Annotated in this window: 25 protein-coding genes; 7 read left to right on the forward strand and 18 right to left on the reverse strand. The window is 57.9% G+C overall.

The window, feature by feature from the left end:
* Nucleotides 1–162: 162 nt before the first annotated feature.
* The gene (locus ACCC84_RS00335) at nt 163–753 is read left to right on the forward strand and encodes a Yip1 family protein (protein WP_004965639.1); all 591 of its coding nucleotides are present in this window, start codon (nt 163–165) and stop codon (nt 751–753) included.
* Nucleotides 754–812: 59 nt separating this feature from the next.
* Here ACCC84_RS00335 and ACCC84_RS00340 read toward each other — a convergent pair whose 3' ends face one another.
* The 5 genes from ACCC84_RS00340 to ACCC84_RS00360 form a co-directional block, all read right to left on the reverse strand.
* On the reverse strand, nt 813–1,664 hold the full coding sequence (locus ACCC84_RS00340; protein WP_004965637.1) for a DMT family transporter: 852 nt from the start codon (nt 1,662–1,664) through the stop codon (nt 813–815).
* A 433-nt stretch (nt 1,665–2,097) separates the two neighbouring features.
* Nucleotides 2,098–3,471 carry an NAD-dependent succinate-semialdehyde dehydrogenase gene (locus ACCC84_RS00345; RefSeq protein ID WP_273867005.1) on the reverse strand — a complete coding sequence of 458 codons (1,374 nt, stop codon included), beginning with the start codon at nt 3,469–3,471 and terminating at the stop codon, nt 2,098–2,100.
* 165 nt (nt 3,472–3,636) lie between these two features.
* Entirely contained in the window at nt 3,637–5,355 is a 1,719-nt protein-coding gene (gene dld, locus ACCC84_RS00350; protein ID WP_198772839.1) for a D-lactate dehydrogenase, read from the reverse strand.
* A gap of 35 nt (nt 5,356–5,390) precedes the next feature.
* The gene (map, locus tag ACCC84_RS00355) at nt 5,391–6,185 is read right to left on the reverse strand and encodes a type I methionyl aminopeptidase (RefSeq protein ID WP_004965631.1); all 795 of its coding nucleotides are present in this window, start codon (nt 6,183–6,185) and stop codon (nt 5,391–5,393) included.
* Nucleotides 6,182–6,385, reverse strand: a complete 204-nt coding sequence (locus ACCC84_RS00360; protein ID WP_004965629.1) for a ParD-like family protein — start codon at nt 6,383–6,385, stop codon at nt 6,182–6,184. Before ACCC84_RS00360 ends, map begins: the two co-directional genes overlap by 4 nt.
* 170 nt (nt 6,386–6,555) lie before the next feature.
* Here ACCC84_RS00360 and ddlA point away from each other — a divergent pair, with 170 nt between their 5' ends.
* Nucleotides 6,556–7,662 (forward strand): D-alanine--D-alanine ligase, encoded by a 1,107-nt coding sequence (gene ddlA / locus ACCC84_RS00365; protein ID WP_004965627.1) that lies wholly within the window; start codon nt 6,556–6,558, stop codon nt 7,660–7,662.
* Nucleotides 7,663–7,705: 43 nt separating this feature from the next.
* Here ddlA and ACCC84_RS00370 read toward each other — a convergent pair whose 3' ends face one another.
* Both ACCC84_RS00370 and ACCC84_RS00375 read right to left on the reverse strand, forming a co-directional pair.
* The gene (locus ACCC84_RS00370) at nt 7,706–8,488 is read right to left on the reverse strand and encodes a transporter substrate-binding domain-containing protein (protein WP_004965626.1); all 783 of its coding nucleotides are present in this window, start codon (nt 8,486–8,488) and stop codon (nt 7,706–7,708) included.
* Nucleotides 8,489–8,521: 33 nt separating this feature from the next.
* Nucleotides 8,522–9,676 (reverse strand): methionine aminotransferase, encoded by a 1,155-nt coding sequence (locus ACCC84_RS00375; RefSeq protein ID WP_273867011.1) that lies wholly within the window; start codon nt 9,674–9,676, stop codon nt 8,522–8,524.
* 114 nt (nt 9,677–9,790) lie between these two features.
* Between ACCC84_RS00375 and ACCC84_RS00380 the strand changes: the two genes are divergently transcribed.
* Both ACCC84_RS00380 and bglX read left to right on the forward strand, forming a co-directional pair.
* Entirely contained in the window at nt 9,791–10,720 is a 930-nt protein-coding gene (locus tag ACCC84_RS00380) for a LysR substrate-binding domain-containing protein (RefSeq protein ID WP_371901447.1), read from the forward strand.
* 297 nt (nt 10,721–11,017) lie between these two features.
* Entirely contained in the window at nt 11,018–13,318 is a 2,301-nt protein-coding gene (gene bglX, locus ACCC84_RS00385) for a beta-glucosidase BglX (RefSeq protein WP_004965619.1), read from the forward strand.
* Between the two features lie 171 nt (nt 13,319–13,489).
* Here the strand turns inward: bglX and ACCC84_RS00390 are convergent, their stop codons facing one another.
* The 6 genes from ACCC84_RS00390 to lsrK all read right to left on the reverse strand — a co-directional run bounded on the left by ACCC84_RS00390 (nt 13,490) and on the right by lsrK (nt 19,020).
* The gene (locus ACCC84_RS00390) at nt 13,490–13,792 is read right to left on the reverse strand and encodes a hypothetical protein (protein WP_004965617.1); all 303 of its coding nucleotides are present in this window, start codon (nt 13,790–13,792) and stop codon (nt 13,490–13,492) included.
* Nucleotides 13,789–14,424 (reverse strand): AAA family ATPase, encoded by a 636-nt coding sequence (locus ACCC84_RS00395; RefSeq protein WP_004965616.1) that lies wholly within the window; start codon nt 14,422–14,424, stop codon nt 13,789–13,791. Before ACCC84_RS00395 ends, ACCC84_RS00390 begins: the two co-directional genes overlap by 4 nt.
* A 332-nt stretch (nt 14,425–14,756) precedes the next feature.
* On the reverse strand, nt 14,757–15,098 hold the full coding sequence (gene yajD, locus ACCC84_RS00400; RefSeq protein ID WP_004965614.1) for an HNH nuclease YajD: 342 nt from the start codon (nt 15,096–15,098) through the stop codon (nt 14,757–14,759).
* 71 nt (nt 15,099–15,169) lie between these two features.
* Complete coding sequence (locus tag ACCC84_RS00405) at nt 15,170–16,063, reverse strand: LysR family transcriptional regulator (protein WP_088499624.1); 894 nt, start codon at nt 16,061–16,063, stop codon at nt 15,170–15,172.
* Nucleotides 16,064–16,117: 54 nt separating this feature from the next.
* Nucleotides 16,118–17,302, reverse strand: a complete 1,185-nt coding sequence (locus ACCC84_RS00410; RefSeq protein ID WP_039992339.1) for an MFS transporter — start codon at nt 17,300–17,302, stop codon at nt 16,118–16,120.
* Nucleotides 17,303–17,454: 152 nt separating this feature from the next.
* Nucleotides 17,455–19,020, reverse strand: coding sequence for an autoinducer-2 kinase (lsrK, locus tag ACCC84_RS00415; RefSeq protein WP_004965606.1), 1,566 nt, complete (start codon nt 19,018–19,020; stop codon nt 17,455–17,457).
* A 181-nt stretch (nt 19,021–19,201) separates the two neighbouring features.
* Between lsrK and lsrG the strand changes: the two genes are divergently transcribed.
* Both lsrG and ACCC84_RS00425 read left to right on the forward strand, forming a co-directional pair.
* Complete coding sequence (gene lsrG, locus ACCC84_RS00420) at nt 19,202–19,495, forward strand: (4S)-4-hydroxy-5-phosphonooxypentane-2,3-dione isomerase (RefSeq protein WP_004965604.1); 294 nt, start codon at nt 19,202–19,204, stop codon at nt 19,493–19,495.
* Nucleotides 19,496–19,600: 105 nt separating this feature from the next.
* Complete coding sequence (locus tag ACCC84_RS00425; RefSeq protein ID WP_004965602.1) at nt 19,601–20,512, forward strand: O-acetylserine/cysteine exporter; 912 nt, start codon at nt 19,601–19,603, stop codon at nt 20,510–20,512.
* A 20-nt stretch (nt 20,513–20,532) separates the two neighbouring features.
* Here the strand turns inward: ACCC84_RS00425 and ACCC84_RS00430 are convergent, their stop codons facing one another.
* The 4 genes from ACCC84_RS00430 to bhsA (ACCC84_RS00445) all read right to left on the reverse strand — a co-directional run bounded on the left by ACCC84_RS00430 (nt 20,533) and on the right by bhsA (ACCC84_RS00445) (nt 24,076).
* Nucleotides 20,533–21,378, reverse strand: a complete 846-nt coding sequence (locus tag ACCC84_RS00430) for a PA4780 family RIO1-like protein kinase (protein WP_004965600.1) — start codon at nt 21,376–21,378, stop codon at nt 20,533–20,535.
* A 113-nt stretch (nt 21,379–21,491) separates the two neighbouring features.
* Entirely contained in the window at nt 21,492–22,982 is a 1,491-nt protein-coding gene (amyA, locus tag ACCC84_RS00435) for an alpha-amylase (RefSeq protein WP_004965599.1), read from the reverse strand.
* Between the two features lie 377 nt (nt 22,983–23,359).
* Entirely contained in the window at nt 23,360–23,617 is a 258-nt protein-coding gene (gene bhsA / locus ACCC84_RS00440; RefSeq protein ID WP_039992337.1) for a multiple stress resistance protein BhsA, read from the reverse strand.
* Nucleotides 23,618–23,818: 201 nt separating this feature from the next.
* On the reverse strand, nt 23,819–24,076 hold the full coding sequence (gene bhsA / locus ACCC84_RS00445) for a multiple stress resistance protein BhsA (protein ID WP_004965593.1): 258 nt from the start codon (nt 24,074–24,076) through the stop codon (nt 23,819–23,821).
* 173 nt (nt 24,077–24,249) lie between these two features.
* Between bhsA (ACCC84_RS00445) and ACCC84_RS00450 the strand changes: the two genes are divergently transcribed.
* Nucleotides 24,250–24,894 (forward strand): TetR/AcrR family transcriptional regulator, encoded by a 645-nt coding sequence (locus ACCC84_RS00450; protein WP_004965590.1) that lies wholly within the window; start codon nt 24,250–24,252, stop codon nt 24,892–24,894.
* A gap of 40 nt (nt 24,895–24,934) precedes the next feature.
* Here the strand turns inward: ACCC84_RS00450 and ACCC84_RS00455 are convergent, their stop codons facing one another.
* Nucleotides 24,935–25,375 carry a GNAT family N-acetyltransferase gene (locus ACCC84_RS00455; RefSeq protein ID WP_371901448.1) on the reverse strand — a complete coding sequence of 147 codons (441 nt, stop codon included), beginning with the start codon at nt 25,373–25,375 and terminating at the stop codon, nt 24,935–24,937.
* Between the last annotated feature and the right edge of the window lie 182 nt (nt 25,376–25,557).

The raw sequence follows: 25,557 nt of genomic DNA on the forward strand, positions 1-25,557 counted from the left end.
AACGGCCCGACGAACCCGCGCCCGCGAACGTTTTTTCAACAAAAGACTATAATATTGTCAGGGGGAGAGCCCTGTGGCCGCTGTCCTCAAGCGGATCAATGTCCGTCAGAGGTGTGTTTCTCCTCGCCGAGTGCGGCCTACGGCGAGATGAGGAGGTGTTTCATGGTTAATCATGTTTGGGGGCTGTTGACTCATCCCAACACCGAGTTCAAGGAAATTCAGCGCGAGAACGAAAGCGTCTCGCATCTTTATACCCACCACGTGCTGTTAATGGCAGCCATTCCGGTAATCTGCGCGTTTATCGGCACCACCCAACTGGGCTGGCTATCCGGTGACGGACATGCCATTCAGCTGGATATGTTTACCGCCTTGTATACCGCGGTGGCCTTTTATCTGCTGATGCTGGCGGGTGTGGCGGTGATGGGCAAGGTGATCCACTGGATGGCTCGGCGTTATGAATCCCGCCCGAGCCTGCATCGCTGCATGGTGTTTGCCGGCTATGTTGCCACGCCGATGTTCCTCAGCGGCCTGGTGGCGCTGTATCCGGTGGTATGGCTATGCCTGTTCGTCGGCGTTGTCGGCCTGTGTTATTCTGGCTATCTGCTGTATCTGGGCATTCCGCATTTCCTGGGCATCGACAGCCGGGAAGGGTTTATCTTTTCGAGTTCCACCTTCGCCATCGGCATTCTGTTGCTGGAACTGCTGCTGGGTCTGACGGTGCTGATGTGGGGCTACGGTGTCTGGCTGTTTTGACCGTTACTCCCTGCCGGTGAATCGCCGCGCATGCCGGTTTGGCATGCGCGGCTTGTTGCTTATGCCTTACGGAACACCAGCATCACGCCGCAGACAATCGCCGCCATGCCGGCCAGGCTCAGCGCTGCCAGACGGTGGCCGAGCAGCAGGTAATCCAGCAACGCGGTGACGGCGGGGATCAGATAAAACAGGCTGGTGACCTGCACCAGATTGCCACGCTGGATCAGCCGGTAAAGCAGCAGCGTGGCCAGTACCGAAATCACCACCGCCATCCACAGCAGCGCTACCAGCAACGCCGGTTGCCAGTCGATGTGTTGCGGCGTAAACGGCATTGCCGCCGTGCACACCAGCAGCCCGATGGCATACTGCAACGGCAGCACCGCCAGCGGCGGTTGATCCATCCCTTTTTGTAGCAGCGTACCGGCGGTCATGCAGCCCAGGGCGATAAACGCGCAGGCGATGCCGGCCGGCGAGAAATGCGCCACCATCACGCTCTGATATACCACCAGCGTCAATCCCCCCAGCGCCAGCAGCAGGCCAACTGCGCGCAGCCCGGCGCAGCGCCGTTCGGTAATGACCTGAGTGAGGATCGGCTGGACGCCGAGCAGGGTCGCCAGCACCCCGGGGGTGATGCCCAATTGCAGCGCCAGCAGATAGGCCGTTTGGTAACTGCCGATCATCAGCAGGCCGACAAGCGCGACCCGCCAGCGGCTGCCGGGCGCCGGTAATAACCGCCGTTGCCACAGGCCGAGCGCGATCAGCAGCGCGAGCGCAATCGCGCAGCGCAGGCTTAGAAATGCCAGAGCGGAGGCGTGCTCCAGCCCCATACGCGAGAAGATGGCACCGCTGCTCCACAGCAGCACGAACAGCGTTGCCAGGCCGGCATTGGCCGGCTGAGAGATAATTCGCATTCAATTTCACCTGTCAGGGAATAACAGACTCCGGCGCAGACGACGCGTTAGGTCATACGCAATCAGGTAACCGGAGGGATAAATTCAGTGTGGATTTAACGCACTACCACGCGGCGCGGCGGTGAAACCACGCCAGCCGTGACGGCGACCACGACAGATGAAACGGCAGGAGGGGAGACGCAAACACAGGGCACAACGGCGGCCGGGAAGGTCGCTGATGCTGGATCGGTTGCCGGTGTGAAAGCGTTCATTGAGATGCCCGTCAGGATGGATTTAACCAGGTAAACAACCGACGGTGTCTCAAGGCGAAGCGTGGAATAGCGCTAGACCCGGAACACCACCAGCGGTGATTAAAGTAAATTATGCGTTCTGGCGCTGGTTTGCAACAATAAATTAACAGCACGCTCCGCAAAGAGAGTGCCGTAGAGGGCGGTTAGTGGCGACTGACCACCACCAGTTTCTGATTAACGAATTCCTTGATGCCCAAATCCGACAGTTCACGGCCAAAGCCGGAGCGTTTCACGCCGCCGAACGGCAATTCTGGTGCGGTATCGGTCAGCGAATTGATATACACCATACCGGTTTCAATGCGCGAGGCCAGCCGTTTGGCGCGCTCGATATCGCCGCTGAATATCGCGCCACCGAGGCCGTAGTGCGAGTCGTTGGCCAGTTGCACCGCGTGGTCATCGTCTTGCACCACGTAAACCTGTGCCACCGGGCCGAAGAACTCTTCGAAATAGGCCGGATTTTCCCGGCTGATATTGGTCAGAATGGTGGGTTGAAAGAAATTGCCGTCATGCTGCGGCGCCTCGCCGCCATAATGCAGCGTTGCACCATGATCGACGGCGTTTTTCACCTGTGCGATCAGCCCGTCGAGCGCCGATGTTGACGATAACGGCCCGAGTGTGGTGGCTTCATCCAGGGGATCGCCGAGGGTGACCGCGCGGAAGCGCGCGGTAAGTTTTTGCAAAAATGCCTCGGCGACCTGCTGATGCACGATAAAACGCTTCGCTGCGGTACACACCTGTCCGGCATTGTTCAGCCGCGCCTGGGCGCCCACCGTTGCCGCTCTGTCCAGGTCGCAGTCATCGAGTACCACAAACACGTCATTACCGCCGAGCTCCAGCGTGGCCTTCTTCAGTTTTTTCGCTGCCTGTGCGGCAACGATGCTGCCGGCCTTTTCCGAGCCGGTGAGTGCCACGCCCTGTACCCGAGGGTCGGCGATGATATTGGCCACCTGATCCGCTGAAATAAACAGATTGGTATAGGCACCCTGAGGGGCTCCGGCATCCAGCAGCAACTGTTCAAACGCAACGGCACAGTTAGGCACGATGCTGGCATGCTTGACCATCACCGGGTTGCCGGCGGCCAGGTTCGGTGCCAGTACGCGCATCAGTTGATAATAGGGAAAGTTCCACGGCTCCACCGCCATCAGCACGCCAATCGGATGATGTTCCACCCAGGCTTCGCCGAGGCTGGAGTCATAGCGTACCGGTGCCAGGAACTGCTTGGCATGCTCCGCGTAATAACGGGCGATTTGCGCGCACAGGGCGACTTCACCGCGGCTTTGCTTAATCAGCTTGCCCATTTCCACGCTGGCGATCTTCGCCAGTGCTTCCTGCCGGCTGTCGATCAGATCGGCCAGTTTATGCAGTACCGGCAGGCGTTGCTCGATCTCGCCCTTCGCCCAGGTGGAATGGTACAGTGCGTCGGCCTGCGCCAACGCCTGTTCGATTTGTTGGTCGCTGTGCGGCGTATATGCTTTGATCAGCTGATTGTTAAACGGATTGATGGTCTGGTATGCCATGAAATAGCTCCTTTCGTCGTGCAGAATGGTGCAAACGCAATGACGCAGGAATAGCTGCCGCGTCCATCATCAAGTTTAGGTCAACGGCGTAGGGGGAAACTGGCGGGCATCGGCAAATTGCTGCCGCTGCCCCGTATCACCGGGTTACAGCGGCAGACGCAGATGTTACCGGGTATTGCTGCCCCAGTTTTTCAGCTTGCTGGTTTTACCCAGACCAGGGTTGAAACTGTTGGTGGGATCGGCCTGCTGATAGAAGGTTTGTAACGCCGGTTTGGCGTAGTACAGGTGGCCGACGTTATGCTCGGCCGGATATTCCGCGCCACGCCGATCGAGGATTGCCAACATCTGCTGTTTCAGTTGGTGCGTGTCGACGCCTTTCTTCACCACGTAGTCCTGATGGAACACGTGACACATAAAATGGCCGTAATACAGTTTGTGCACCAGTTGGCTGTCGATTTCCGGCGGCAGCGTTTCGAACCATTGGTTGTCGTTGCGGCGCAGCGCGATGTCCAGCGCCAGAATATCCTCCACCTTATCGGCATGTACCGCGTGGTAACGCACCGCGGCGCCCGCGGCGGCAAAGCGATGCAGGAAGGCTTTTTTGCCTTCGTCGGCGGTACAGACAAAAAAGTCGCCGTCGGCACTGGCAAAGTAGTGCTTCAGATAGGCATAGGCCTCTTCGGTGCCGGCGCCGGACATTTTCAACAGCAGGTGGTGTTCAAACCGCTCGCGATATGCCTTCATGCGTTTCGGCAGGTGACTGGGGGCCAGATGGCTCAACCCCTGCATCAGGCGGTCGGTCAGGTTGTGCGGCAGCAGCGGCAGTTTGTTGAACGTGGCATCGACGCGGCCCTTGAGGGTAAAAAAGCGCGGCATCTGGTCGGTGCCGAGCTTGTCGATCATCAGGAACGTGTCTTTGCCGTAGGTTTCGGCGATGTCAAAAATGTCCCGATGCATATACTCACCGGCCACCGGCAGGTTTTCGAACTGGCTCAGCATATGGCGACGCAGTTCGGTCAGTACCGCCGTGTCGTTGGTGCCGATATAAAATACCTGTTCCTGCGTTTCCTTTTCGAAGGTGTCGAGCCGCACCGCGAACACCGCCAGTTTGCCGGCGCAGCCGGAGGCTTCGTATAACCGGCGCTGGTCGGCGTTGAAGCGCGAAGGGGTGTCGGCATCCACGTCGCGCACCCGTTCGGCGTATTCGTTATCCGACGCGCGCAGCTCGCCGTACTCCACGTCCTGCGGACGGTAATCGCCCTGTTCCAGCCGGGTGAGAATTTCTTCCGGCGTATCGCCAAGCCGGATACCCAGATGGTTGACCAGCCGCAACTGGCCATCGGCGCCCAGTTGGGCGTACAGCGCCATTTCGGTGTAGGCCGGGCCGCGTTTGACCAGCGAACCGCCGGAGTTGTTGCACACGCCGCCGATCACCGACGCGCCGATACAGGACGAACCGATCACCGAATGCGGCTCGCGGCCATAGGGCTTTAGCAACTTTTCCAACTGGTTCAGCGTGCTGCCCGGAAAGCCGACCACCTGCTTGCCATTATCCAGCACCTGGACATGATCGAGCCGCAGGGTGCTGACGATCACCACATCGCGATCGTAGTCATTACCGCTCGGCGTAGAGCCTTCGGTCAAACCGGTATTTGCCGCCTGCATGATGACAATCTTGTCGGCAGCGACGCAGGCCTGGAGGATTTGCCACAGTTGCAGTAATCGGGTGGGAAACACCACCGCCAGCGCGTTGCCAACGCCGGAGCGGAACCCCTTACGGTAGCGTTCGGTACTGCGTGCGTCGGTCAGCAGCTGCGGGCCGCCGACGATGTTTTTCAACTGACTGATAAAAGCCTGCTTTTCGCTGCTGGCGGACTGCGTCATGCCGATCTCCCTGTCACGTTATCTTGGCGTTCGGATTAATAGCGTTCTGAAAACCCGTTCTGACGTTCTTCTTCACGCAGCGTCAGAATTTCCACTCCGTCGGCGGTGACCGCCACGGTGTGCTCCCATTGGGCTGACAGTTTTTTGTCGCGGGTGATCACCGTCCAGCCGTCTTTCTTCTGTTTGATACGGCGATCGCCCTGGTTAATCATCGGTTCGATGGTAAATACCATCCCTTCCTGCAACGTCATGCCGGCACCCGGTTGGCCGAAGTGCAGCACCGCCGGCTCTTCGTGCATCTCGCGACCGATGCCGTGGCCGCAATATTCACGCACGATGCTGTAGCCGGCCTGTTCGGCGTGTTGTTGTATGGCATGGCCGATATCGCCCAGCGTCGCGCCCGGCTTCACCGCGCGGATGCCGGCCCACATCGACTGATAGACATTGTTTACCAGCCGTTTGGCAACCGGCGACGGTTGGCCGATGCAATACATTTTGCTGGAGTCGGCGATATAGCCGTCGTTTTCCAGCGTGATGTCGACGTTGACAATCATGCCGCTGCGCAGGATTTTGCTGGCGGACGGGATGCCGTGGCACACTACTTCGTCGATCGAGGTGTTCAGCACATAAGGGAAATCGTACTGGCCTTTGCTGGCCGGGCGCGACTTCAGCTCATTGACGATGAACGCCTCGGCGCGGTCGTTGATCTCCATGGTGGAGATGCCTTCACGGATCGCGCCATCAAGCATAGCAAACACCTTGGCCAACAGTGCGCCAGAGTGCCGCATTTTGGCAATCTGTTCCGGCGTCTTGATCACAATCTGTTTCACCCGACAATCTCCTTCAGCGTCAGCGCGTTATCTTTCATCATTTTCTTGACCAGTTGTGGATAGGTCAGTTCCGGGTTGAATTCGGCCAGCATGCCGATCTTGATCCAGTATTCGGCCTGCGCGTTGATGGAACGCGTCATGGTCAGGCTGGCAAGGCGCAGATCGTCGTGCAGGGCGTCGGTGATTTTCACAATCCCCATCTCGGTGCTCCCTCAGTGGAAAATATACGAATTGTATACGCTTCGTATGGTGGCGGTGTGGCCGTTTGTGGCGTCGGAATTTTCTGCTCGGCGCCGATTGCCGTGGCCTGGCAATGCGTCTATTGTGTTTGTCGAGGTATTGGCATCACTTTTTTAGAAGGATTTCTGGCGTGACTAAACTGCGTGTTGGGGTAATTTTTGGCGGTAAATCGGCGGAGCATGAGGTTTCACTGCAATCGGCCAAAAACATTGTCGATGCTATCGACAAGGAAAAATTCGAGGTCACGCTGTTGGGGATCGACAAGCAGGGGCAGTGGCATATCAACGACGCATCCAATTATCTGTTGCATGCGGAAAACCCGGCGCTGATCGCGCTTAACCATTCCAATAACAATGTGGCGCTGGTGCCCGGTCAGCAAAGCCGGCAACTGATCGCCGCCGACGGCGCCGGTGCGCTTGGTCAGCTTGACGTGGTGTTCCCGATCGTACACGGTACGCTGGGCGAAGACGGTTCGCTGCAAGGACTGCTGCGCATGGCCAACCTGCCGTTCGTCGGCGCGGGCGTGCTCGGTTCGGCGGTCAGTATGGACAAAGACGTCACCAAGCGCCTGCTGCGCGACGCCGGGCTGGCGGTAGCACCGTTTGTTACGCTGACGCGCGCCAACCGCAACAAATACGATTTTGCGCAGTTGAGCGAACGCTTGGGATTGCCGCTGTTCGTCAAGCCGGCGAATCAGGGCTCGTCGGTTGGCGTCAGCCGGGTACAGGATCGCCAGCAGTATGAGGCGGCAGTCGCGCTGGCGTTCAGCTTCGATCATAAAGTGCTGGTGGAGTCGGCGATCGTCGGGCGTGAAATCGAATGCGCGGTGCTGGGCAACGATCAACCGCAAGCCAGCGTGTGCGGCGAGATTGTGCTGAACGATGAATTCTATTCCTACGACACCAAATACATCAACGAGCAGGGCGCTCAGGTGGTGGTGCCGGCGGCCATTTCCGAGGCGGCCAGCGACAAGATCCGTCAGGTGGCGCTCAAGGCGTTCCGTGCGCTGGACTGCCTCGGTATGGCGCGTGTCGACGTGTTCCTGACGGCGGACGATAACGTTATAATTAACGAAATCAACACATTGCCTGGATTCACCAACATCAGCATGTACCCGAAACTGTGGGCCGCCAGCGGCGTGGACTACCGGCAGTTGATCACTAGGCTTATCGAACTGGCGCTGGAGCGCCATCAGCAGGATCGCGGGTTGCAAAGCTCGGTGTTTGAGCGCGCATAACGCGGCTATGTCGCCCCTCGGTCGCTGGCCGAGGGGCAAAATGCTACTTCACCGTGACGTCGATGTCGCCGAAATACTTCTTCGCCAACGCCTGCACCGTACCCTGTTGCTGCACCTGGGTAATGGCCGCATCCAACCGCTGTTTCAATTCCCGCTCGTCTTTGCGCAAACCGAAGGCGATGCCGGAACCGAAGATTTTCTCGTCCTGTACCGCGTCGCCGACAAAGGCGAAGCCCTTGCCGTCTGGGTGTGCCAGGAAGCCGCTCTGCCCAGCAGGTGCCATGATCAGCGTAGCGTCGAGGCGACCGGCGGTCAGATCCAGATAGACCTGGTTCTGATCCTGATAAGCGACGACCTCCACGCCCTGCGGCGCCCAATGAGCTTTGGCGTAGTTTTCCTGAATCGACCCTTGCAGCACGCCGACGCGTTTGCCGGCCAGTGCGGTGGCGTTTGGCGTCAGGCCGCTATCGGCTTTGGCGATCAGGCGGTTTGGCACCTGATAAATCGCCTTGGTGAAGTCGATAGCCTGCTTGCGCTGTTCAGTCACGTTCATCGCCGAGTTGATGACGTCGAACTTACGCGCCTGCAGCGCCGGGATCAGGCTGTCGAACGAGGTTTCTACCCAGCTGCACTGCAGCTTGGCGGCGGCGCACACCGCATTGCCCAGATCGATATCAAATCCTTCCAGCTGACCGCTGGCGGATTTTGACTCAAACGGCGGGTACAGCGCCTCTACGCCAAAGCGCAGGCCATGCTCGGCGGCCAGGGTAGAACCGGCGGCCAACAGGCAGCCGGCGGCGATCAGCGTTTTCAAAGTCGTTTTCATCAGTGCCCCTTTCCCATGGTGAGATACGGTCGGTTATACGCGGTGCAGGCGACGGGCGCCTTCCAGCAGGGTCTCGTTATCTTTGGAGAAACTCAGTCGAATGATGCCGGTATCGCTGCCGTCGCTATAAAACGCCGACAGCGGCAGGGTGGCGACTTTGGCTTCGCGGATCAGCCGCACCGCAAAATCGTTGTCGCTTTCCTGGCTGAAGCCGCTAAAGCGCGCCAGCATAAAGAAACTGCCGCGGCTTGGCAGCAGCTGCAGACGCGAACCCTGTAACGCGGTCGCCAGCAGATCGCGCTTTTGCTGATAAAACGCCGCCAACCCCAGGTACTGTTGCGGATCTGCCAGGGCGTTTGCAAAGGCGTATTGCATCGGCGTATCGGCGGAGAACACCATAAATTGGTGTACTTTGCGTATTTCCTCCATCAACGCTGCCGGCGCCATGCAGTAGCCGACGCGCCAGCCGGTGACGTGGTAGGTTTTACCGAAGGAGGAGACGATCACGCTGCGTTCGGCCAGCTGTGGATGGCGGGCCATGCCGTGGTGGATTTCGCCGTCGAATACCACATGTTCGTAGACTTCATCCGACAGGATGATGATATCGGTGTCACGCGTCAGCGCCGTCAACCGCTCGATGTCATGCTGGTCGAACACGCTACCGGTGGGGTTATGCGGGCTGTTGACGATAATCATACGGGTTTTGCCGTTGATGGCGGCAGCCACCCGCTCCCAGTCAATCTGCAGGTTATGCAGTGACATGGCGATCGGCACCGCGGTGGCGCCCTGCAGGCGCACGATCGGCGCATAGCTGTCGAACGCCGGTTCGAAATAAATCACCTCATCGCCGGCGTGCACCAGTGCGCTGATGGCGGAGTATAAACCTTCGCTGGCGCTGGCCAATACCGTGATTTCATCGTCAGGGTGGTAACGTGCGCCATACAATCGTTCAACTTTGTCGGATAATGCAGCGCGCAATGCCGCCACGCCGCTCATGGGCGCATATTGATTATGACCTGCGCGCATGGCTTGCGTCACATCCGCGATCAACTGTGGGGCACAGGCGAAGTTGGGGGCGCCCTGTGACAGGTTAAGCGCCTGATGTTCGGCGCTCAATTGGCCGATAACGCTGAAAATGGTGGTGCCGACGTCGGGTAATTTCGAACGCGGCGAGCAGGCGCTGAGCATGGCGTCTCCTGGCAACGGTGAGAGATTGAGTGATTAAGCATCAGTCTGCATGGCGCGACAAGAGAAACTTTGTCATGCTTGCCATGCGTTTTGATCATGGCTGGAGAGGCCAATATGCGAACATCACTGCCGTCACTCGACGTTTTAAAAACCTTTGTTGTGGTAGCGCAACGGCTGAACTTCACCCATGCCGCGCTGGAGCTGCATCTGACGCAGGGGGCGGTGAGCCGCCAGGTGCTGGGACTGGAGCAACAGCTGGGCTATGCGCTGTTCAGCCGGCGTGCCCGTGGATTGACGCTGACGCCGCAGGGGGCGCAGCTGTTGGTGCCGGTACAGCAGACGCTGGAGCAACTGGCGCAGGCGCTGGAACGCGTTGCTGCGCAGCCCGGCGTACTGCGTATCAAATGCCCGACCTGCGCCATGCGCTGGGTGTTGCCGCGCATTATTCGCCTGCAGAACGACAGGCCGGAAATGCGTATCGAATTAACCGCCTCGGTGTCGCACGGGCTGGATTTCGCCAGCGAGCCGTTCGATGCCGCAGTGGTGTTCGGCGTGCCGCGCGGCAAACGCCTGAGCGTCCATCCGCTGTTTGACGAGGTGCTGACGCCGGTATGTACGCCGGATTATCTGGCCGCCGCCAGCCAGCCTTTGACTGCCGCCGATCTGGCGGAGCAAACCCTGTTGCATCCGACCCGTGACCGACGCGACTGGCTACGCTGGCTAACGGCGGCTGGGCAGGCACCGTTGCCGGATGCCAAATCACAGCATTTCGATACCCTCGATTTGGCGATGAGTGCGGCGCTGCAAGGTTTTGGTATCGCCATTGGCGATCTGTGCCTGCTGGAAGACGATCTGCAGGCGCGTCGCATCATCACGCCATTCCCGCTTAGCGTCGCCAGTGGTAGCGGCTATTATTTGGTCTATCCTGAACATGCGGTACTGCCGACGACATTAGTACAATTGGTGGATTTCTTGACCGAGGAAGCACAACACAGTCGCAATAGGCTCAATCGCTACCTGTCTACCACCTCTAACAGCTTGTAACCATTAACGTTACGAATTGTTTCTGCTGAGAAAAAGAGTGTGGCACACTGTCAGACAGCGGATAAAGCCGGCGCATGACAAGCGTCTGCGCTGGGGTTACAGCGGCATGCAGCGCCATTGCATTTGCCGGTAGCCAGTGTGTGTTCCCGGTGGTTGGCCCAGGGGATGAAACGCGCTTCGTTTGTCTGCCGAGTGCGCCGGAGGCGAGCGGACAGCTCGCTTTGCCATCAACCGCATCCGTTTTCCTGTTTAATTTTCCTGCCGTGTCTGTGGCGGGAACATGCCTGAGATAACAATATGAAATGGCTTTGTGTAGTGAGTCTGTTGTCCGGTCTGGCCATCAGCCCGGCATTTGCGCAGGACACCTCCAGCGCAACGCAAGGAATCCACGCGCAACAGCGCGATGCGTTCGTTAGTAATCTGATGAAGCAAATGACGCTGCAAGAAAAAATTGGCCAGTTGCGGCTGATCAGCGTTGGACCGGACAACCCGAAAGAAGCCATTCGCGAAGGCATTCGCCAGGGGCAAATCGGCGCGATTTTCAATACCGTCACCCGGCCGGATATCCGCGTGATGCAAGATCAGGCGATGCAGCTCAGCCGCCTGAAAATCCCGTTATTCTTCGCCTATGACGTGCTGCACGGTCAGCGTACCGTATTCCCGATCAGCCTGGGGCTGGCGGCCAGTTTCGATTTGGAAGCCATCGCGCTCAGCGGCCGGGTATCGGCGCAGGAAGCCAGCGACGACGGCCTGAACATGACCTTTTCGCCGATGGTCGACATCACCCGAGATCCACGCTGGGGGCGGGTGTCGGAAGGCTATGGCGAGGATACCTGGCTGGTGTCGAAAATCGCCAGGGTGATGGTGGATGCCTACCAGAACGGCGACCCGTCCAAACCAGGCTCGGTGATGGCCAGCGTCAAGCATTTCGCGCTGTATGGCGCCACCGAAGGCGGCCGTGACTACAACTCCGTTGACATGAGTCCGCTGCGCATGCAGCAAGACTACCTGCCGCCATACAAGGCGGCGATTGACGCTGGTAGCGGCGGGGTGATGGTGTCGCTCAATGCGATTAACGGCATTCCAGCCACCGCCAACCCGTGGTTGCTGAAAGATCTGCTGCGCAACCAGTGGGGCTTTAGCGGCATTACCATCAGCGATCACGGTGCGATCAAGGAACTTATCAAGCATGGCGTGGCGCAGGATGCGCGCGATGCGGTGCGGCTGGCGATCACCTCCGGCGTCGATATGAGCATGAGTGACGAGTATTACGACAAATACCTGCCGGGGCTGATCAAGGAAGGGCTGGTGTCGGAAAGCGATATCGACCGTGCCTGCCGCGACGTGCTGAATACCAAGTACGACATGGGGCTGTTTAAAGATCCGTACACCCATCTGGGGCCGGTGGGGTCCGATCCACAGGATACCAATGCCGAAAGCCGGCTGCACCGTGCCGAAGCGCGAGTGGTGGCGCGTAAGACCATGGTACTGCTGAAGAACGAACATCAGACGCTGCCGCTGCACAAGCAGGGCACCATTGCGCTGGTGGGGCCGATGGCCGACAGTCAGCGTGACGTGATGGGCAGCTGGTCGGCGGCGGGCGTCGCCAAACAATCGGTAACGCTGCTGCAAGGCATGAAAAACGCCGTCGGCGACAAGGCGAAAATCATCTACGCCAAAGGCGCCAATATCACCCAGGACAAAAGCATCATCGATTATCTGAATCTGTACGAGCCGGCGGTGGAGTTCGACCCCCGTCCTGCGCAGCAAATGATTGATGAAGCAGTCAATGCCGCCAAACAGGCCGACGTAGTAGTGGCGGTAGTGGGGGAGTCGCAGGGCATGGCGCATGAAGCCTCCAGCCGTGCCGACATCACTATCCCGCAGAGCCAGCGCGATCTGATCGCGGCGTTGAAAGCCACCGGCAAACCGCTGGTGCTGGTGCTGATGAATGGCCGACCACTGGCGCTGGAATGGGAAAGCCAGCGGGCGGATGCAATGCTGGAAACCTGGTTCAGCGGCACCGAAGGCGGTAACGCGGTGGCCGACGTGCTGTTTGGCGACTATAACCCGTCCGGTAAACTGCCGATGACCTTCCCGCGTTCAGTGGGGCAGATCCCGATGTATTACAACCACCTGAACACCGGTCGTCCGTTCAATAAAGAAAATCCGGGCAAGTACACCTCGCGTTACTTCGACTCGGCGAACGGCCCGCTGTATCCGTTTGGCTATGGCCTGAGTTACAGCAGCTTTGCGCTGTCGGACTTCACGCTTTCCAGCCCCACCATGGCGCGCAACGGCAAAATCACCGCCAGCGTCACGCTGAAAAATACCGGCAAGTACGACGGCGCCACCGTGGTGCAGTTGTATATTCAGGATGAAACGGCAACGGTCAGTCGCCCGGTGAAGGAGCTGCGCAACTTCAAGAAGGTGATGCTGAAAGCCGGCCAGGCGCAGACGGTGGAACTGCCGATCGTTGAAGACGATCTCAAGTTCTACAATGCCAAGCTGCAATGGGGCGCCGAGCCGGGCAAGTTCAACGTATTTGTTGGACTGGATTCCGATAACGTACAACAGCAGAGCTTTACGCTGAAGTAATCCGCCGCACGGGGGCGCAGTCTGATCCTGCGCCCCGCGTGGCATTCCCACTGGTCGTAGGGATTCTGAAGATAACCTTTTATTTTAATCGGTTATCTTCATTTTATTAACTTATTAGCTTGCTGATTTAATAGCTTACTTGCTTAGTAAGCTATTATCTTGATGGCTTGCTCAGTTCTTTTTCAGCAGTGCCAGCAACTGGGCTTCGGTGTTGTCGGCCAGGCCGTCGATCGCCAGCTTGATAATGTCGGAGCGGGTGATACGTACCAGACCGTTGCGCGCCGCCAGTACGATGATGTCGTCGATAGCGTCGACGTGGCTGTCGGTCAGGCTGACAGAAATGGCTTTATAGGTGCGTTTACGGCCCTGGGTTTTGGTTTCGCTGGCGGTGGCGGTAGGGATCAGCGTATGCGATGTGGCGCTGTTGATAAACTCGTCTTCCGACATGCGGTGGGTCGGCGTCCGCTTTTTCATAAGATCACCTCTTTTACCAGGCTTTCGATTTCGTGCTGCGCTTTGGGGTTATGCGCTTCATGAATGGTCTTTGCTTCGCCCCAGGCGTCACGATAAATCTTGCGATCGCACAAGCGGTTGCTCACCAGCGTGAATTGCGGGTATTCGCTTAACACCGCAGCCGCTTCATTGGCTTCGTTAATGAAGATATTGGTCGGACACATGTTCAGCACAATGTAGCCCTTCACTTTTTCATTGTATTCCTGCGCGGTGGAGAACATCTCTGACAGATAGCCGACGGTGTCGAGATCCATCTGCGACGGACGCAGCGGCGACAGGAAGAGGTCGGCGGCCAGTAGGCCGGAGCGCAGTTCGGCGCTGTCGCGGCCGGCGGTATCGACGATAACGTAATCGTAATGGCGGTTCAGCTCCAGCAAGGTCTCCTTGATTTTGCCGGACGCCGCCACCACCGGAATATGTGGCAGCCCATCGCCGTTTTGCCGATCGTTGTACCAGGTCATGATCGATTTTTGGTCGTCGGCGTCAACGATTATCGCTGTTTTGCCTTCCTTGAGGATCAGATACCCGGCGATATTTACCGCCTTGGTTGATTTCCCTACGCCGCCTTTCTGCGAGCCAATCAAAACAATCATGCTGCCATCTCTCAAGTTATTAAGCTGTTAACTTATTAAGTTAGTTGCTTATTAGGTTGATAATCAAACAGGTTAACAGGATACAATATGCCCGAAGCCGCCGAGCTTGCCAAGCGGCTATCCTGCTAACTTAACGCATTATTTTGCTGGCAAGCGGCCAGGCAGGTAAGTAGGAATTCTCTGGGAATAAGCATGGGAGAGGTTGGCAGCTTACGGGTCTGGTTGGTTGTTAGGTTATTAGCTTAATAAGTAATTACGTTATTGGCCTGGCAGCTTATGGCGAGTGTGGCGCAGCCGGCCGGTCGGGCGCCGCTGGCGCAGCGCCCGTTGCGTTACTTTTTCATCAATGCTTTCAGGTTGGCGAACGGATTGTGCGTGGCGATGCCGACGTCCTGCTGCGCATCCTCGCCGGCCACCACCGTCGAACCGTACTGGTCTGCTTCGGTGTATTTTGAATGCTCATGATCGTGGCAGTACAGGCACAGCATTTCCCAATTGCTGCCATCCTCCGGGTTGTTGCTGTGATCGTGATCGATGTGATGCACCGTTAATTCGCGCAGGTTGGAATAAACAAATTCGCGTGAGCAGCGGCCACAGACCCACGGGAACAGTTTCAGTGCCTTTTCGCGATAGCCGACTTCCAGTTTCGCGTAGTTTTTTGGGATATATGCCATGGTATGCCTGCCGATAGGAAACGATATTGGCGCAATAATACCACAAAGTTTCTGCTGACAACGGTTGGCCGTTAACTGAACCGCTCCACTGCCCACTCGATAAACACTCGCAGTTTGGCGCTTAAATGGCGGTTGGACGGATAGACCACATACAGGTGATCGGCCGGTGGCTGCCAGTCGGCCAGAATGCTGACCAGTTCGCCGCTGTCCAGCTGCGGCTGGGCCATAAAACGCAGCGTTTGTACGATGCCCAGATCGGCCAGCGCCGCTGCGATCAACGCGTTGCCTTCGTTGACGCTGATTTGATAACGATGCTGAATATCGATGGCTTTGCCGCCGTCGACAAAATGCAGTGGTTGAATGCGATCGTTCACCGCGTGGCGATAATGCGCCAGCGGAAAGCCTTGTTCCAGATCGCACGGATGGCGAGGTGTGCCGTGGCGGGCAAGATAGCTCGGCGTGGCGCAGGTGACCCACTCCAGCGCCAACAGCCGGCGGGCGATCAGACTGGAATCCGCCAGTGGCCCGCTGCGCAGCACGCAGTCGGCGCTGTCGCTGATTAAATCAATTTGCCGATCGCCAACCCCCAGATCGATCTGAATCTGCGGATAGCGAGCAAAAAAATCCGGCAGGGCAGGCAACAGTAGCTGGCGTGCAGAACCGCCGCCGACGTCGATACGCAGCACCCCCTGCGGCGCGCTTTGTGATTCCGTCATGCTGCCCTCCATCTGTTCCAGCTCTGCCAGCCATTTCACCGTGCGTTGGTAATAGCATTCGCCTTCCGGCGTTACCGATACGCTGCGGGTGGTGCGCTGGAACAGCTTGGTTTGCAGGTGGTTTTCCAGATTTTGTACCAGCTTGGTGACGGTGGCTTTCGGCATGCGCAGCGAGTCTGCCGCCCGGGTAAATCCGCCGGTTTCAACCACGCGGGTAAACACGCGGATGGCAAGTAAATGATGATCCATAATGCTCCCAAGGCCCAGAACCCGGCGCTAGCCGGGGAGATTTTCACTCTGCTTCTAGGATTGTTTAGCGTCAACCATGCCGGAGCGCAAGGACAAACCGAACACCAGCGCCGCGGACAGGATCAGCGCACCGCCGAACAGCATGGCGCTGCTGACGCCTTGCCAGTCAACCACTTCACCGCCGAGCAGCGCGCCCGAGGCCAGGGCGATCTGAATGACGCACACCAGTAACGCCTGACCGGCTTCCGGTGCCTGCGGTACGGCGTTGAACATCCAGTTGGTGGCGCAAACCGGCACTGCGCCAAACGCCAGTCCCCAGATCAGTACCATCAGCGTTGCGCCAGGGATACCGCTGAGCAGTGGTGACACAATCAGAATGCCCGCCAGCATAACGGCAATCAGGATAAAGGTGGCGCGCAGGCTGTATTCAGCCAGACGCTCGCCGGCGAAGGTGCCCAGCAGACCGATCGCGCCGTAGGCCAGCAACTGCATCGAAATGGCCGATGGGCTCAGCACAAACACCTGTTGCAGCAGCGGTCGCAGATAGGTGTAGGCGGCAAAGTGACCGATAAACAGCAGTACGATGGCGATCAGGCCAATGCGCGCCAACGGCAGGCGCAGCGGCAACAACAGATCGCGCGGCGTCACCGCGCGGCTCGGCGGCACCGAGGTCAACAGGCGCGCTTGCGCGATCAGCACCGCCAGTGCCAACACGGCGCTGCCAAAGAAGGCGGCGCGCCAGCCGAACATATCGCCAATCAGCGCACCCGCCGGCACGCCGCATACTGCACCGACCGAAATACCGCTCAGGATCAGCGCCGTTGCCCGACCCTGGCTGGCTTCCGGCACCAGATGGCGGCCATAGTTGGCGGCGAATGACCAGAAGCCACCGACGCAAACGCCGAGCAGCACGCGGCCGAGCAGCATCATCGGGAAGTTGACCGCCAGCGCGGAAACCAGATTGGAGACGATCAACAGCAGCGACAGACCGAGCATCAACAGGCGACGATCGAGCCGCCCGGAGGCCAGACTCAGCGCCGGCGCGGCGACCGCAGCGACGATGCCGGGCATGGTCACCATCAGGCCGGCGGTACCGGTACTGACGTTCAGGGAAGGGGCGATATTGGTCAGCAAACCGATCGGCAGGAATTCTGTTGTCACCATAACAAAACAGGCGACCGTCAGTGAAAAAATGGCCAGCCAGGCTGATGATGCAGGTTTATCTTTATTATTCAGCATAATACCGCTCGTCTCAGGAGATATTGTGATTCGCTCGCACCGGCAGCGAGTGACGGAGATCACAATTTACGCAGCGTTGTGCGCCAGATAAATCCGTTTGCGGTAATTACACTGTTTCTGTACAGGAACAATCGTGCCGTACGGCGGCCAGACTAGAGCCCCGGCGCCTTCCACAGCGAGGTGGTCAGGCCGTGATCCACCAGCGTCAGTTGATCGGCATACACTTCCAGCCAGGTCTCCTTCTGCCGTTGATACAAGGTATGCAGGGCCATATCCGGTTGATATTGCCGCTCCCAGCGTACCAGCCGTTCACCGGTTTCCGCCAGCGAGGGATACAGCCCGACGCCAACCCCGGCGGCAATGGCGCAGCCCAGTGCGGTCGCCTCTTTCACTAGCGGCACCTGCACCGGCAAGCCGGTGACGTCGCTGAGGATCTGACTCCACAGCTTGCCTTTGGCACCGCCGCCGGCGAATACCAGCGATTGCGGCTGTACGCCGGAAAAGCGTGCAATTTGCTGCAGATTGCAGGCGGAAACGATCGCCGCATTTTCTTCCAATGCGCGAAACAGCGTCTGCTTGTTGCAACGCTCGGGATCCAGCGACATATTGATAAATGACGGCGCGGCGTGATACCAGTGGTTAAAATGCATGGCGTCGGAAAAAATCGGCATCACGCCGTAGGCGCCGGGCGGCACCCGTGCCGCCATCTCCTCCAGCAGCGCATAGGCATCGACCCCCAGCCGCTGCGCCAGCAGTTTTTCTTCTGCACAGAATGCATCGCGGAACCAGCGCATGGTCAGGCCGGTGAAGAAACTGATGGATTCCGCCTGCGCCATGCCGGGAATAACGTGCGGATTAATGCGAATGTTCATCTCGGGATCGGTCAGCGGCTGGGGCAGATTGACGATTTGCTGCCAAAAGGTTCCGCCCAGCACCGCCGTTTGCCCGGCGCGCACCACCCCCAGCCCCAGACAGCCCAACTGCACATCGCCGCCGCCCATCACCACCGGCGTGCCGGCCAGCAGCCCGCTTTGTTGTGCCGCCAGCGCGGTGACCTGGCCCAGCAGGCTGCCGGTTTCCTTTACCGGCGACAGCATATCGGCGCGCAGACCGGCCATATCCAGCAGTTCGGGACGCCAGTTGCGGCTGGTCAGATCCAGCATGCCGGTGGTGCCGGCATTGGACGGATCCACCGCCAGTTCACCGCTGAGACAGTTTGCCAGCCAATCGCCGATCATGGTGACCGTCGCCGCGCGGCGATAGATGTCAGGGCGATTATGCGCCAACCACAGCAGGCGCGGCATGGCGCTCAACGCCAGCGTCTGGCCGGAATAGCGATAAACCTCGCGCTCAAAGCCGTGATTATGCAGCTCCTTGAGCTCGCTGACCTCGCGGCTGGCACGAGCGTCGACGTTGGCGCAGGCCCAGATGGCTGCGCCGTCGCTATCGTACAGCACGATACCTTCACGCATCGAACAGCATGCCAGCGCACGGATCTCCTGCGCCTCGGCGTTGGCCTGCTGCAACGCCTGTCGTATGCACTGACAGGCCAGTTGCCAGTTGTGGCTGAGATCGAACTCCATCGAACCGGGCACGTTCGGCACCGCCAGATGGCGCCATTCCGCCTGGCCGCTGGCGATTTGCTGGCCTTCCAGATCGAAAATGACCGCTCGAATGCTGCCCGTACCTGCGTCCAATGCCATCAATAAATTGCGCATAGTTCACACTCTCTGGAAGACCAGTCTTAACTATAGATGGCGGGTGGGATTGACGAGGCAGGCGACGCGGGCGTGAGGTTTAAGAACTGTGAGGTGGGCTGCAAAAACGCCGAGCTGAGGCGGAAATCCGCCCAATAGCGCCTAGCATTGGGGGATATCCCCGTGTCAGCAAGGAGCCGTTATGCAGGTTACGTTAGTCGAAATCAACGTCAAACCCGACCAAGTGGAGCAGTTTCTCGCGGTGTTTCGCGCCAACCATCTTGGCGCCATTGCCGAGCCGGGCAACCTGCGATTTGACGTACTGCAGGATGAGAACATCCCGACGCGCTTTTATATCTATGAAGCCTATAAGGATCGGCACGCGGTGGAGGCGCATAAAAAAACGCCGCATTACCTGCAATGCGTAGAGCAACTGGAGGCGCTGATGACCGAGCCGCGCAAGAAAACCTCGTTTATCGGCGTGATGCCGGCGTAGCCTTTATCGCCGCGCGTCGTCGGCTCGCAGAAAATTTAATTGAGTTGCAGGGTACATCACCGCTAACGTTATACCTATCAACTATCCCGTTGCTCTGGAGCAAACATGGCAGTCCGCGATCGGTTATTGGCGTTGTTGGTGGTGATTATCTGGGGGGTGAATTTCGTCATTATCAAGTACGGCTTACAGAGCATGCCGCCTTTTCTGCTGGCCGGGCTGCGTTTCCTGTTGGTGGCGCTGCCGGCGATATTTTTTATTCCCCGCCCGCAACTGCCGTGGAAATGGCTGATGCTGTACGGCCTGAGCATGAGTTTTGGCCAGTTTGCGCTGTTGTTTCTGGCCATCAAGGTCGGCATGCCGGCCGGGCTGGCGTCGCTGGTGCTACAGGCGCAGGTGTTCTTTACGCTGTTATTGGCGATGCTGCTGCTGGGAGACCGGCTGCGCGCCAACCACCTGGTGGGGATCGTTATCGCCACCGCCGGCATGCTGTTGCTGGCGCAGGCCAGCCTGCAACAGCAGGGGAGCGGCGCGGTGCCGCTGGCCGGACTGTTGCTGACGCTCGGCGCGGCGTTGTCCTGGGCGCTGGGTAATGTTGCCAATAAGAAAATCATGAGCACCTTTCGCCAGCAGGGTATCCTGCCGCTGGTGGTATGGAGCGCGCTGATTCCCATATTGCCATTTTTTGCCTGTAGCTGGCTGTTCGACGACCGTCAGTTGGCGATCGACAGCCTGCGTCATTTGCGCTTAAGCAGCGTATTGGTGATTGCCTATCTGGCGTTTGCCGCCACCCTGTTCGGCTATTCTATCTGGGGCAGCCTGCTGGCGCGTTATGAAACCTGGCGAGTGGCGCCGCTGGCGCTATTGGTTCCGTTGGTTGGGTTGCTCAGTGCCTGGTTGCTGATGGGGGAAACATTATCCACGCTGCAAATTGCCGGTGCGCTGTGCGTGCTGGCCGGCATGGCAGTCAATATGTTTGGCTTGCCGCGTTGGCGGCCGGTCGCCGCTGCCGGCAAATAACCAACGCAGACGGCGCGTGTTTACTCTTCGTTGCGCGCCATCTGCTGGCGCTGGTAGGCGTCGCTGGCGGCCTGTATTTCGTCCAGCACCGACCCCACGTCGGCGCTTTTGCTGCTTTCCTGATAGTGGCCGGTCAGCGTGCTTTCTGGCGTCAGTTTGCCTTCCTGATACAGCGCCCAGATTTCCTTGGCGTATTTGCTGCCCAGCAGCTGCGGCGCGAACTGGCCGTAATATTGCGTCATGTTGTTGATATCACGTTCAAACATGCTTTTGGCGTGATTGTTGGCGGCGGCGTCGACCACCTGCGGTAGATCGATGATCACCGGGCCGTTTTTATCCATCAGCACGTTGAATTCCGACAGATCGCCATGCACCAGCCCGGCGCACAGCATGCGCACCGCGTAGTTCATCATCAATGCATGATCGGCCAGCGCCTGCGCCGGCTCCAGCGTGATGTCGCTCAGGCGCGGGGCCACCAGGCCTTCTTCATCGGTGATAAGCTCCATCAGCAGCACGCCGTCAAGGCAGATATCCGGTTGTGGCACGCGCACACCGGCCTTTGCCAGCAGGTGTAGCGCATCGACCTCGGTGTTTTGCCAGGCTTCTTCCTGCTGTTGGCGACCAAAGCGGGAACCTTTGCTCATCGCACGCGCATCGCGGCTGTTACGCACTTTGCGGCCTTCCTGATAATGCACCGCTTGTTTGAAGTTGCGTTTGTCCGCTTCTTTGTACACTTTGGCGCAGCGGATGTCGTTACCGCAGCGCACGATAAACACGTCGGCCTCTTTACCGCTTTTCAAACGACGAATGACGTCGTCGATTAAACCATCATCTACCAATGGCTGGAGTCGTTTTGGAATTTTCATGCAGCCTTGTACCCTATTTAGGCTCTGGTGTGAATGGTTTGCCTGGTCAGAATTGCCAATTAGACCAGAAAGCGGGTAATTAGTTTGCCCGCCGCCGGCGTTGCTGCGGCCTGTCAGACATTTTCCGCCAATACCCATACGCTGACGCTGCCGCCGTTGACCGGAAAGTCGGCGCGGCCCTCCTGGTCCGTTTCGATCGTCTCTGCGCGGTTGCCAAGGAAGTCGCGCCATTGCCGATGCGCCAGCGCATTGCCCAGCGTCACCGTTTTGCTGTTTTCTGCGCCGTTGGTCAGCACTACCACGCAGCCCGGTGCCTCTGCGGTACCGCTGCGGCTGAAGGCGACACAGTGCCTATCGTCGAAGTAATCGGTTTGTGCCCCGTTGGCAAAACGCTGGCGGGCGACGATCAGTTTTTCCAACTCGGTGATGACCGGCATGTCGATCGGGTACTCGCCGCCATCACGGCCGGTATCCTGATAGCTTGCGCCATACAGATCCGGATAAAACACGCAGGGTACGCCCTGTTCGCGCAGCAGGATCAGCGCGTAGGCCAGCGGTTTGAACCAGGGTTCAACCGGCGCTTCCAGCGATTGTAGCGGCTGTGTATCGTGGTTGGCGACAATCGTCACCGCGTGGCTGGGATGGGTGGCGGTCAGGGTATCGGTAAAGATCTGCGCCATGTCGAATTGATCGGCCTGTTTCGATGCCTGGTGGAATTTCAGATGCAGTGCCACGTCGAACAGCATCACTCTGCCGTCTACCATGTCGATGTATTGTTGCAGCGACGCCAAATCGTGCGACCAGTATTCGGCGACGATCAACAGATCGCGCTGTGCCGCTTCTCGCACGTGGTCGGCCCACTGTTTGAAGAACCAGGCCGGAATGTGTTTGGCGGCGTCGAGGCGGAATCCGTCACAGGGCAGGGTTTCCAGCAGCCAGCGCCCCCAGTATTTCAACTCTTCTGCCACCGCGCTATTGCGTAACTCCACGTCGGCGCCCATCAGATAATCGAAATTGCCTTTCTCGTCATCGACCTGCTCGTTCCAGCCGTCATCGCCGTAGTCGTTGGCGATTTTAAAGATGCCTTTTTCCTGCGGATCTTCCAGGTAATCTACGCCGCTAAAGCAGGTGTAGTCCCAAACGAAGGCGGAATATTTCCCCTGACGGCCTGGAAAGGTGAAACGGGTGTAGGCGGTGGCGTCAAAACCGCGGTCGTCAATGTCATTACGATCCTGCGTATCGGTGCGGTAAACATGCACCCGTTCGGTTTCGTCAGCCCCCATCTTGTGGTTGAACACCGTGTCGTAAATGATGCGTACCCCGTGCTCACGCAGAGTATTGGCGGCATGGATCAGCGATTCCCGGTCGCCGTATTTGGTGGCGCGGCTGCCTTTCTGATCGAACTCGCCCAAATCGAACAAATCGTAGCTGTCGTAGCCAACCGAATAGCCGCCGGATGCGCCTTTGTAGGCCGGTGGTAACCACAGGTCGGTGATGCCGATCTCGGCAATCTGCGCAGCGCGCTGCGCCGCTTCTTGCCATAGCTTGCCGCCATCGGGGTAATACCAATGGAAAAACTGCAATAAAGTGGTTTTTTTCGTCATGAGCCGGCATCCCGCTTAGCCAAAGTAAAGAGGAGGGCGTCCGCAACTGACCGTTTACCTGCCGCGGCTGGCCTCATTTAAGCATGGGCCAAAATTGGCAAAAGGGAAAATCACCCACGGCTATCAATGCGCACCAGGTTTGGCGCATAGCGTAGCGATAGTCGAGACAACGCTAGCAAACCAGATGCGGAACCGGCCTCGCTGGCGCTGAATGTTCAGCACCATGGCGCTGGTGTTGGGGGACGGCAAGCCGGGGCATTGGCGCGCAGCCGGATTACGGCGATGAGTTCATCACGCGACGGGGTGGCGGGGTTTTCCAGAAAACACAAAAGGCGGCCAGGGCCGCCTCTTTGCGCAATTGCCGTGTCAGCAATTGATTAATTGTAGATGATCGCAGTGCCGTGCAGTTTGTTGTCACCGGCAGTTGAAATGATCTGGAATGATTTTGCACCGGCTTCATCCGCTTTGGCTGCCAGTTTGTTTTCCAGGCTAGTCAGGTCAGAAGCACCGCTTACCGTTACCACACCGGCTTTTTGCAGATCGGCAGGTTGGCTGTTAACCAGTTCGGCAGCGAAGCTACCAAATGAAACAGAAGCAAGAGCAAGAGCAGCGATGGTCATTTTCAGGTTTTTCATAATCATATTCCTATCTTATGTTCGGTATGAAGTTTGTTCTGTTGGTCGTTAAATTAATTAACGATCGATAATTTAATGTTAGACGCCGGTTTGGCGAATTGCAAGTTATTTTTTAATGTTCGTTAATTAATTCCTGGTTTTTCGTATCTCTGCGAAGGGTAAAACGGCATTTCCCGGCGCTGGAATTAAATTAACTTACTGTTATTTATAAATAACTGCCGTTCCGTGCAGCTGGTTGTTACCACCGGCACCGATGATGCGGTATGACGAGGCGCCTTGTTGCTCGGCTTTTTTTGCCAGGCTGGCTTGCAGAGAGGTAATATCCGACGCGCCGCTGCTGCTGACGACGCCGATTTTCTGTTGGTTTGCCGGTTGACTGTTGACCTGTTCTGCGGCGAAACTGCCGAAGGAGAGGCTGGCCAGAGTCAGTGCGGTTAATGCTATTTTTAAGTTTTTCATAAAGTTGGTTCCTATCCGAGAATTCGATTGAGTCATTTTGTCTTTGTCGTTACATTTAAATAACGATCGATAACTAAATGGTAATCGCTTCTCGACGCCGGCGCAATATTTTTTTATAATGATCGTTAATTTAATTGGCAAGCCCTGATTCGGGGCGCAACACGCGAGGGTCTATGACTATCAAAGAAGAGGTATGTGCGAAGAAAACGCGCGGCAGACCGAAACAGTTTGATCGCGACCAGGCGCTGGACCGTGCGCTCGATCTGTTTTGGCGCCACGGTTATGAATCAACCTCGCTGGCCGATCTGGTCGAGGTCACCGGCGCCAAAGCGCCGACGCTGTACGCCGAGTTCGGTAACAAAGAGGGGCTGTTTCGTGCCGCCGTTGAACGTTATCTGAGCAAGTACACCACCTGTACCAACCAGTTGCTGGAACAGACGTTACCGATAGCCGAAGTGGTTGAAGCCTACGTGCGCTCATCGGCGGAGGTATTTACCGATCCGCAAACGCCGTCGGGCTGCTTTATGGTGTGTGCTTCCGCGGCATTGTCTCCGGCATCCGACGACGTGGCCGAAATGCTGCGCCGCAAACATCATACGCAGGAAGCCAGCCTCAAGGCCTGTTTCGATCGCAAGGTACAGCAGGGGGAGCTGTTGGCGAAAACCGACACCGCGTTACTGGCCAAGTACATTATGTGCACCATTGAAGGCATGTCGGTTCAGGCGCGTGAAGGAGCCAGCCGTGACGATTTGCTACGCCTGGTGGAGACGCTGATGATGATTTGGCCACGCCTGAGCCAGGTGGGCAACAAGGTTTGATGCCGGCAGCGCCGGCAACTTGCAGGTCATCGAGGCCTCGCTAAGGTGTGCCACGTCTCATGTGCAGCAGCGGGAACGGCTTACCCTGACCGTCACGCTCTGAGCGGCCGATAACGCTGAAGCCGTAATGCCGATAAAACGCCATGGCCTTTGGGTTCTGTTCATTGACGTCGAGCAACAGCACATCATGTTGCTGCTCGACAAACGCCAACAGCGATTTGCCGATGCCTTTGCCGCGCTGTTCGGCGGCAACGAACAGCATCTCGACCTTGTTGGCGTTCATGCCGATGAAGCCGCCAATCCGACCGGTGTGATCCTGAGCGACCCAAACGGCCAGCGTGGGCAGATAGTCATTGGCGATCAACGGACGCAGATCGGCAATCTGCCTTTCCGTCAGAAAATGATGGGTTGCGCGCACAGAACTCAGCCAGACCGCCAGCAATCGTGGGTAATCGTCGGGGGTGCCGGCTCTGATAATCATCTTTTCTACCTCCTGTATTAGCCCACCGGCTACTCTATAACAAAGCCGAACCACGGGGAACGCCCCGTCACCCTATACTGCGCGGCATGCTCTGAGCGGGCGGGAATTCGCCAGCGCCATGGCGTCGTTACTTGCCGTATCCGACCAGAGTGCGCAACCGGGCGGTGAAAAACGGTAAAAAA

It is taken from the genome of Serratia odorifera, from assembly GCF_041448735.1.
GTDB classification, from domain to species: Bacteria; Pseudomonadota; Gammaproteobacteria; order Enterobacterales; family Enterobacteriaceae; genus Serratia_F; species Serratia_F odorifera.

What these genes read in the sequence shown, in the direction of transcription:
- ACCC84_RS00335 (WP_004965639.1), top strand. Translation starts at nt 163, where the DNA reads ATGGTTAATCATGTTTGGGGGCTGTTGACTCATCCCAACACCGAGTTC.
- ACCC84_RS00340 (WP_004965637.1), bottom strand. Translation starts at nt 1,664, where the DNA reads ATGCGAATTATCTCTCAGCCGGCCAATGCCGGCCTGGCAACGCTGTTC.
- ACCC84_RS00345 (WP_273867005.1), bottom strand. Translation starts at nt 3,471, where the DNA reads ATGGCATACCAGACCATCAATCCGTTTAACAATCAGCTGATCAAAGCA.
- dld (WP_198772839.1), bottom strand. Translation starts at nt 5,355, where the DNA reads ATGACGCAGTCCGCCAGCAGCGAAAAGCAGGCTTTTATCAGTCAGTTG.
- ACCC84_RS00360 (WP_004965629.1), bottom strand. Translation starts at nt 6,385, where the DNA reads ATGGGGATTGTGAAAATCACCGACGCCCTGCACGACGATCTGCGCCTT.
- ACCC84_RS00370 (WP_004965626.1), bottom strand. Translation starts at nt 8,488, where the DNA reads ATGAAAACGACTTTGAAAACGCTGATCGCCGCCGGCTGCCTGTTGGCC.
- ACCC84_RS00375 (WP_273867011.1), bottom strand. Translation starts at nt 9,676, where the DNA reads ATGCTCAGCGCCTGCTCGCCGCGTTCGAAATTACCCGACGTCGGCACC.
- ACCC84_RS00380 (WP_371901447.1), top strand. Translation starts at nt 9,791, where the DNA reads ATGCGAACATCACTGCCGTCACTCGACGTTTTAAAAACCTTTGTTGTG.
- bglX (WP_004965619.1), top strand. Translation starts at nt 11,018, where the DNA reads ATGAAATGGCTTTGTGTAGTGAGTCTGTTGTCCGGTCTGGCCATCAGC.
- ACCC84_RS00390 (WP_004965617.1), bottom strand. Translation starts at nt 13,792, where the DNA reads ATGAAAAAGCGGACGCCGACCCACCGCATGTCGGAAGACGAGTTTATC.
- ACCC84_RS00395 (WP_004965616.1), bottom strand. Translation starts at nt 14,424, where the DNA reads ATGATTGTTTTGATTGGCTCGCAGAAAGGCGGCGTAGGGAAATCAACC.
- yajD (WP_004965614.1), bottom strand. Translation starts at nt 15,098, where the DNA reads ATGGCATATATCCCAAAAAACTACGCGAAACTGGAAGTCGGCTATCGC.
- ACCC84_RS00405 (WP_088499624.1), bottom strand. Translation starts at nt 16,063, where the DNA reads ATGGATCATCATTTACTTGCCATCCGCGTGTTTACCCGCGTGGTTGAA.
- ACCC84_RS00410 (WP_039992339.1), bottom strand. Translation starts at nt 17,302, where the DNA reads ATGCTGAATAATAAAGATAAACCTGCATCATCAGCCTGGCTGGCCATT.
- lsrK (WP_004965606.1), bottom strand. Translation starts at nt 19,020, where the DNA reads ATGCGCAATTTATTGATGGCATTGGACGCAGGTACGGGCAGCATTCGA.
- lsrG (WP_004965604.1), top strand. Translation starts at nt 19,202, where the DNA reads ATGCAGGTTACGTTAGTCGAAATCAACGTCAAACCCGACCAAGTGGAG.
- ACCC84_RS00425 (WP_004965602.1), top strand. Translation starts at nt 19,601, where the DNA reads ATGGCAGTCCGCGATCGGTTATTGGCGTTGTTGGTGGTGATTATCTGG.
- ACCC84_RS00430 (WP_004965600.1), bottom strand. Translation starts at nt 21,378, where the DNA reads ATGAAAATTCCAAAACGACTCCAGCCATTGGTAGATGATGGTTTAATC.
- amyA (WP_004965599.1), bottom strand. Translation starts at nt 22,982, where the DNA reads ATGACGAAAAAAACCACTTTATTGCAGTTTTTCCATTGGTATTACCCC.
- bhsA (WP_039992337.1), bottom strand. Translation starts at nt 23,617, where the DNA reads ATGAAAAACCTGAAAATGACCATCGCTGCTCTTGCTCTTGCTTCTGTT.
- bhsA (WP_004965593.1), bottom strand. Translation starts at nt 24,076, where the DNA reads ATGAAAAACTTAAAAATAGCATTAACCGCACTGACTCTGGCCAGCCTC.
- ACCC84_RS00450 (WP_004965590.1), top strand. Translation starts at nt 24,250, where the DNA reads ATGACTATCAAAGAAGAGGTATGTGCGAAGAAAACGCGCGGCAGACCG.
- ACCC84_RS00455 (WP_371901448.1), bottom strand. Translation starts at nt 25,375, where the DNA reads ATGATTATCAGAGCCGGCACCCCCGACGATTACCCACGATTGCTGGCG.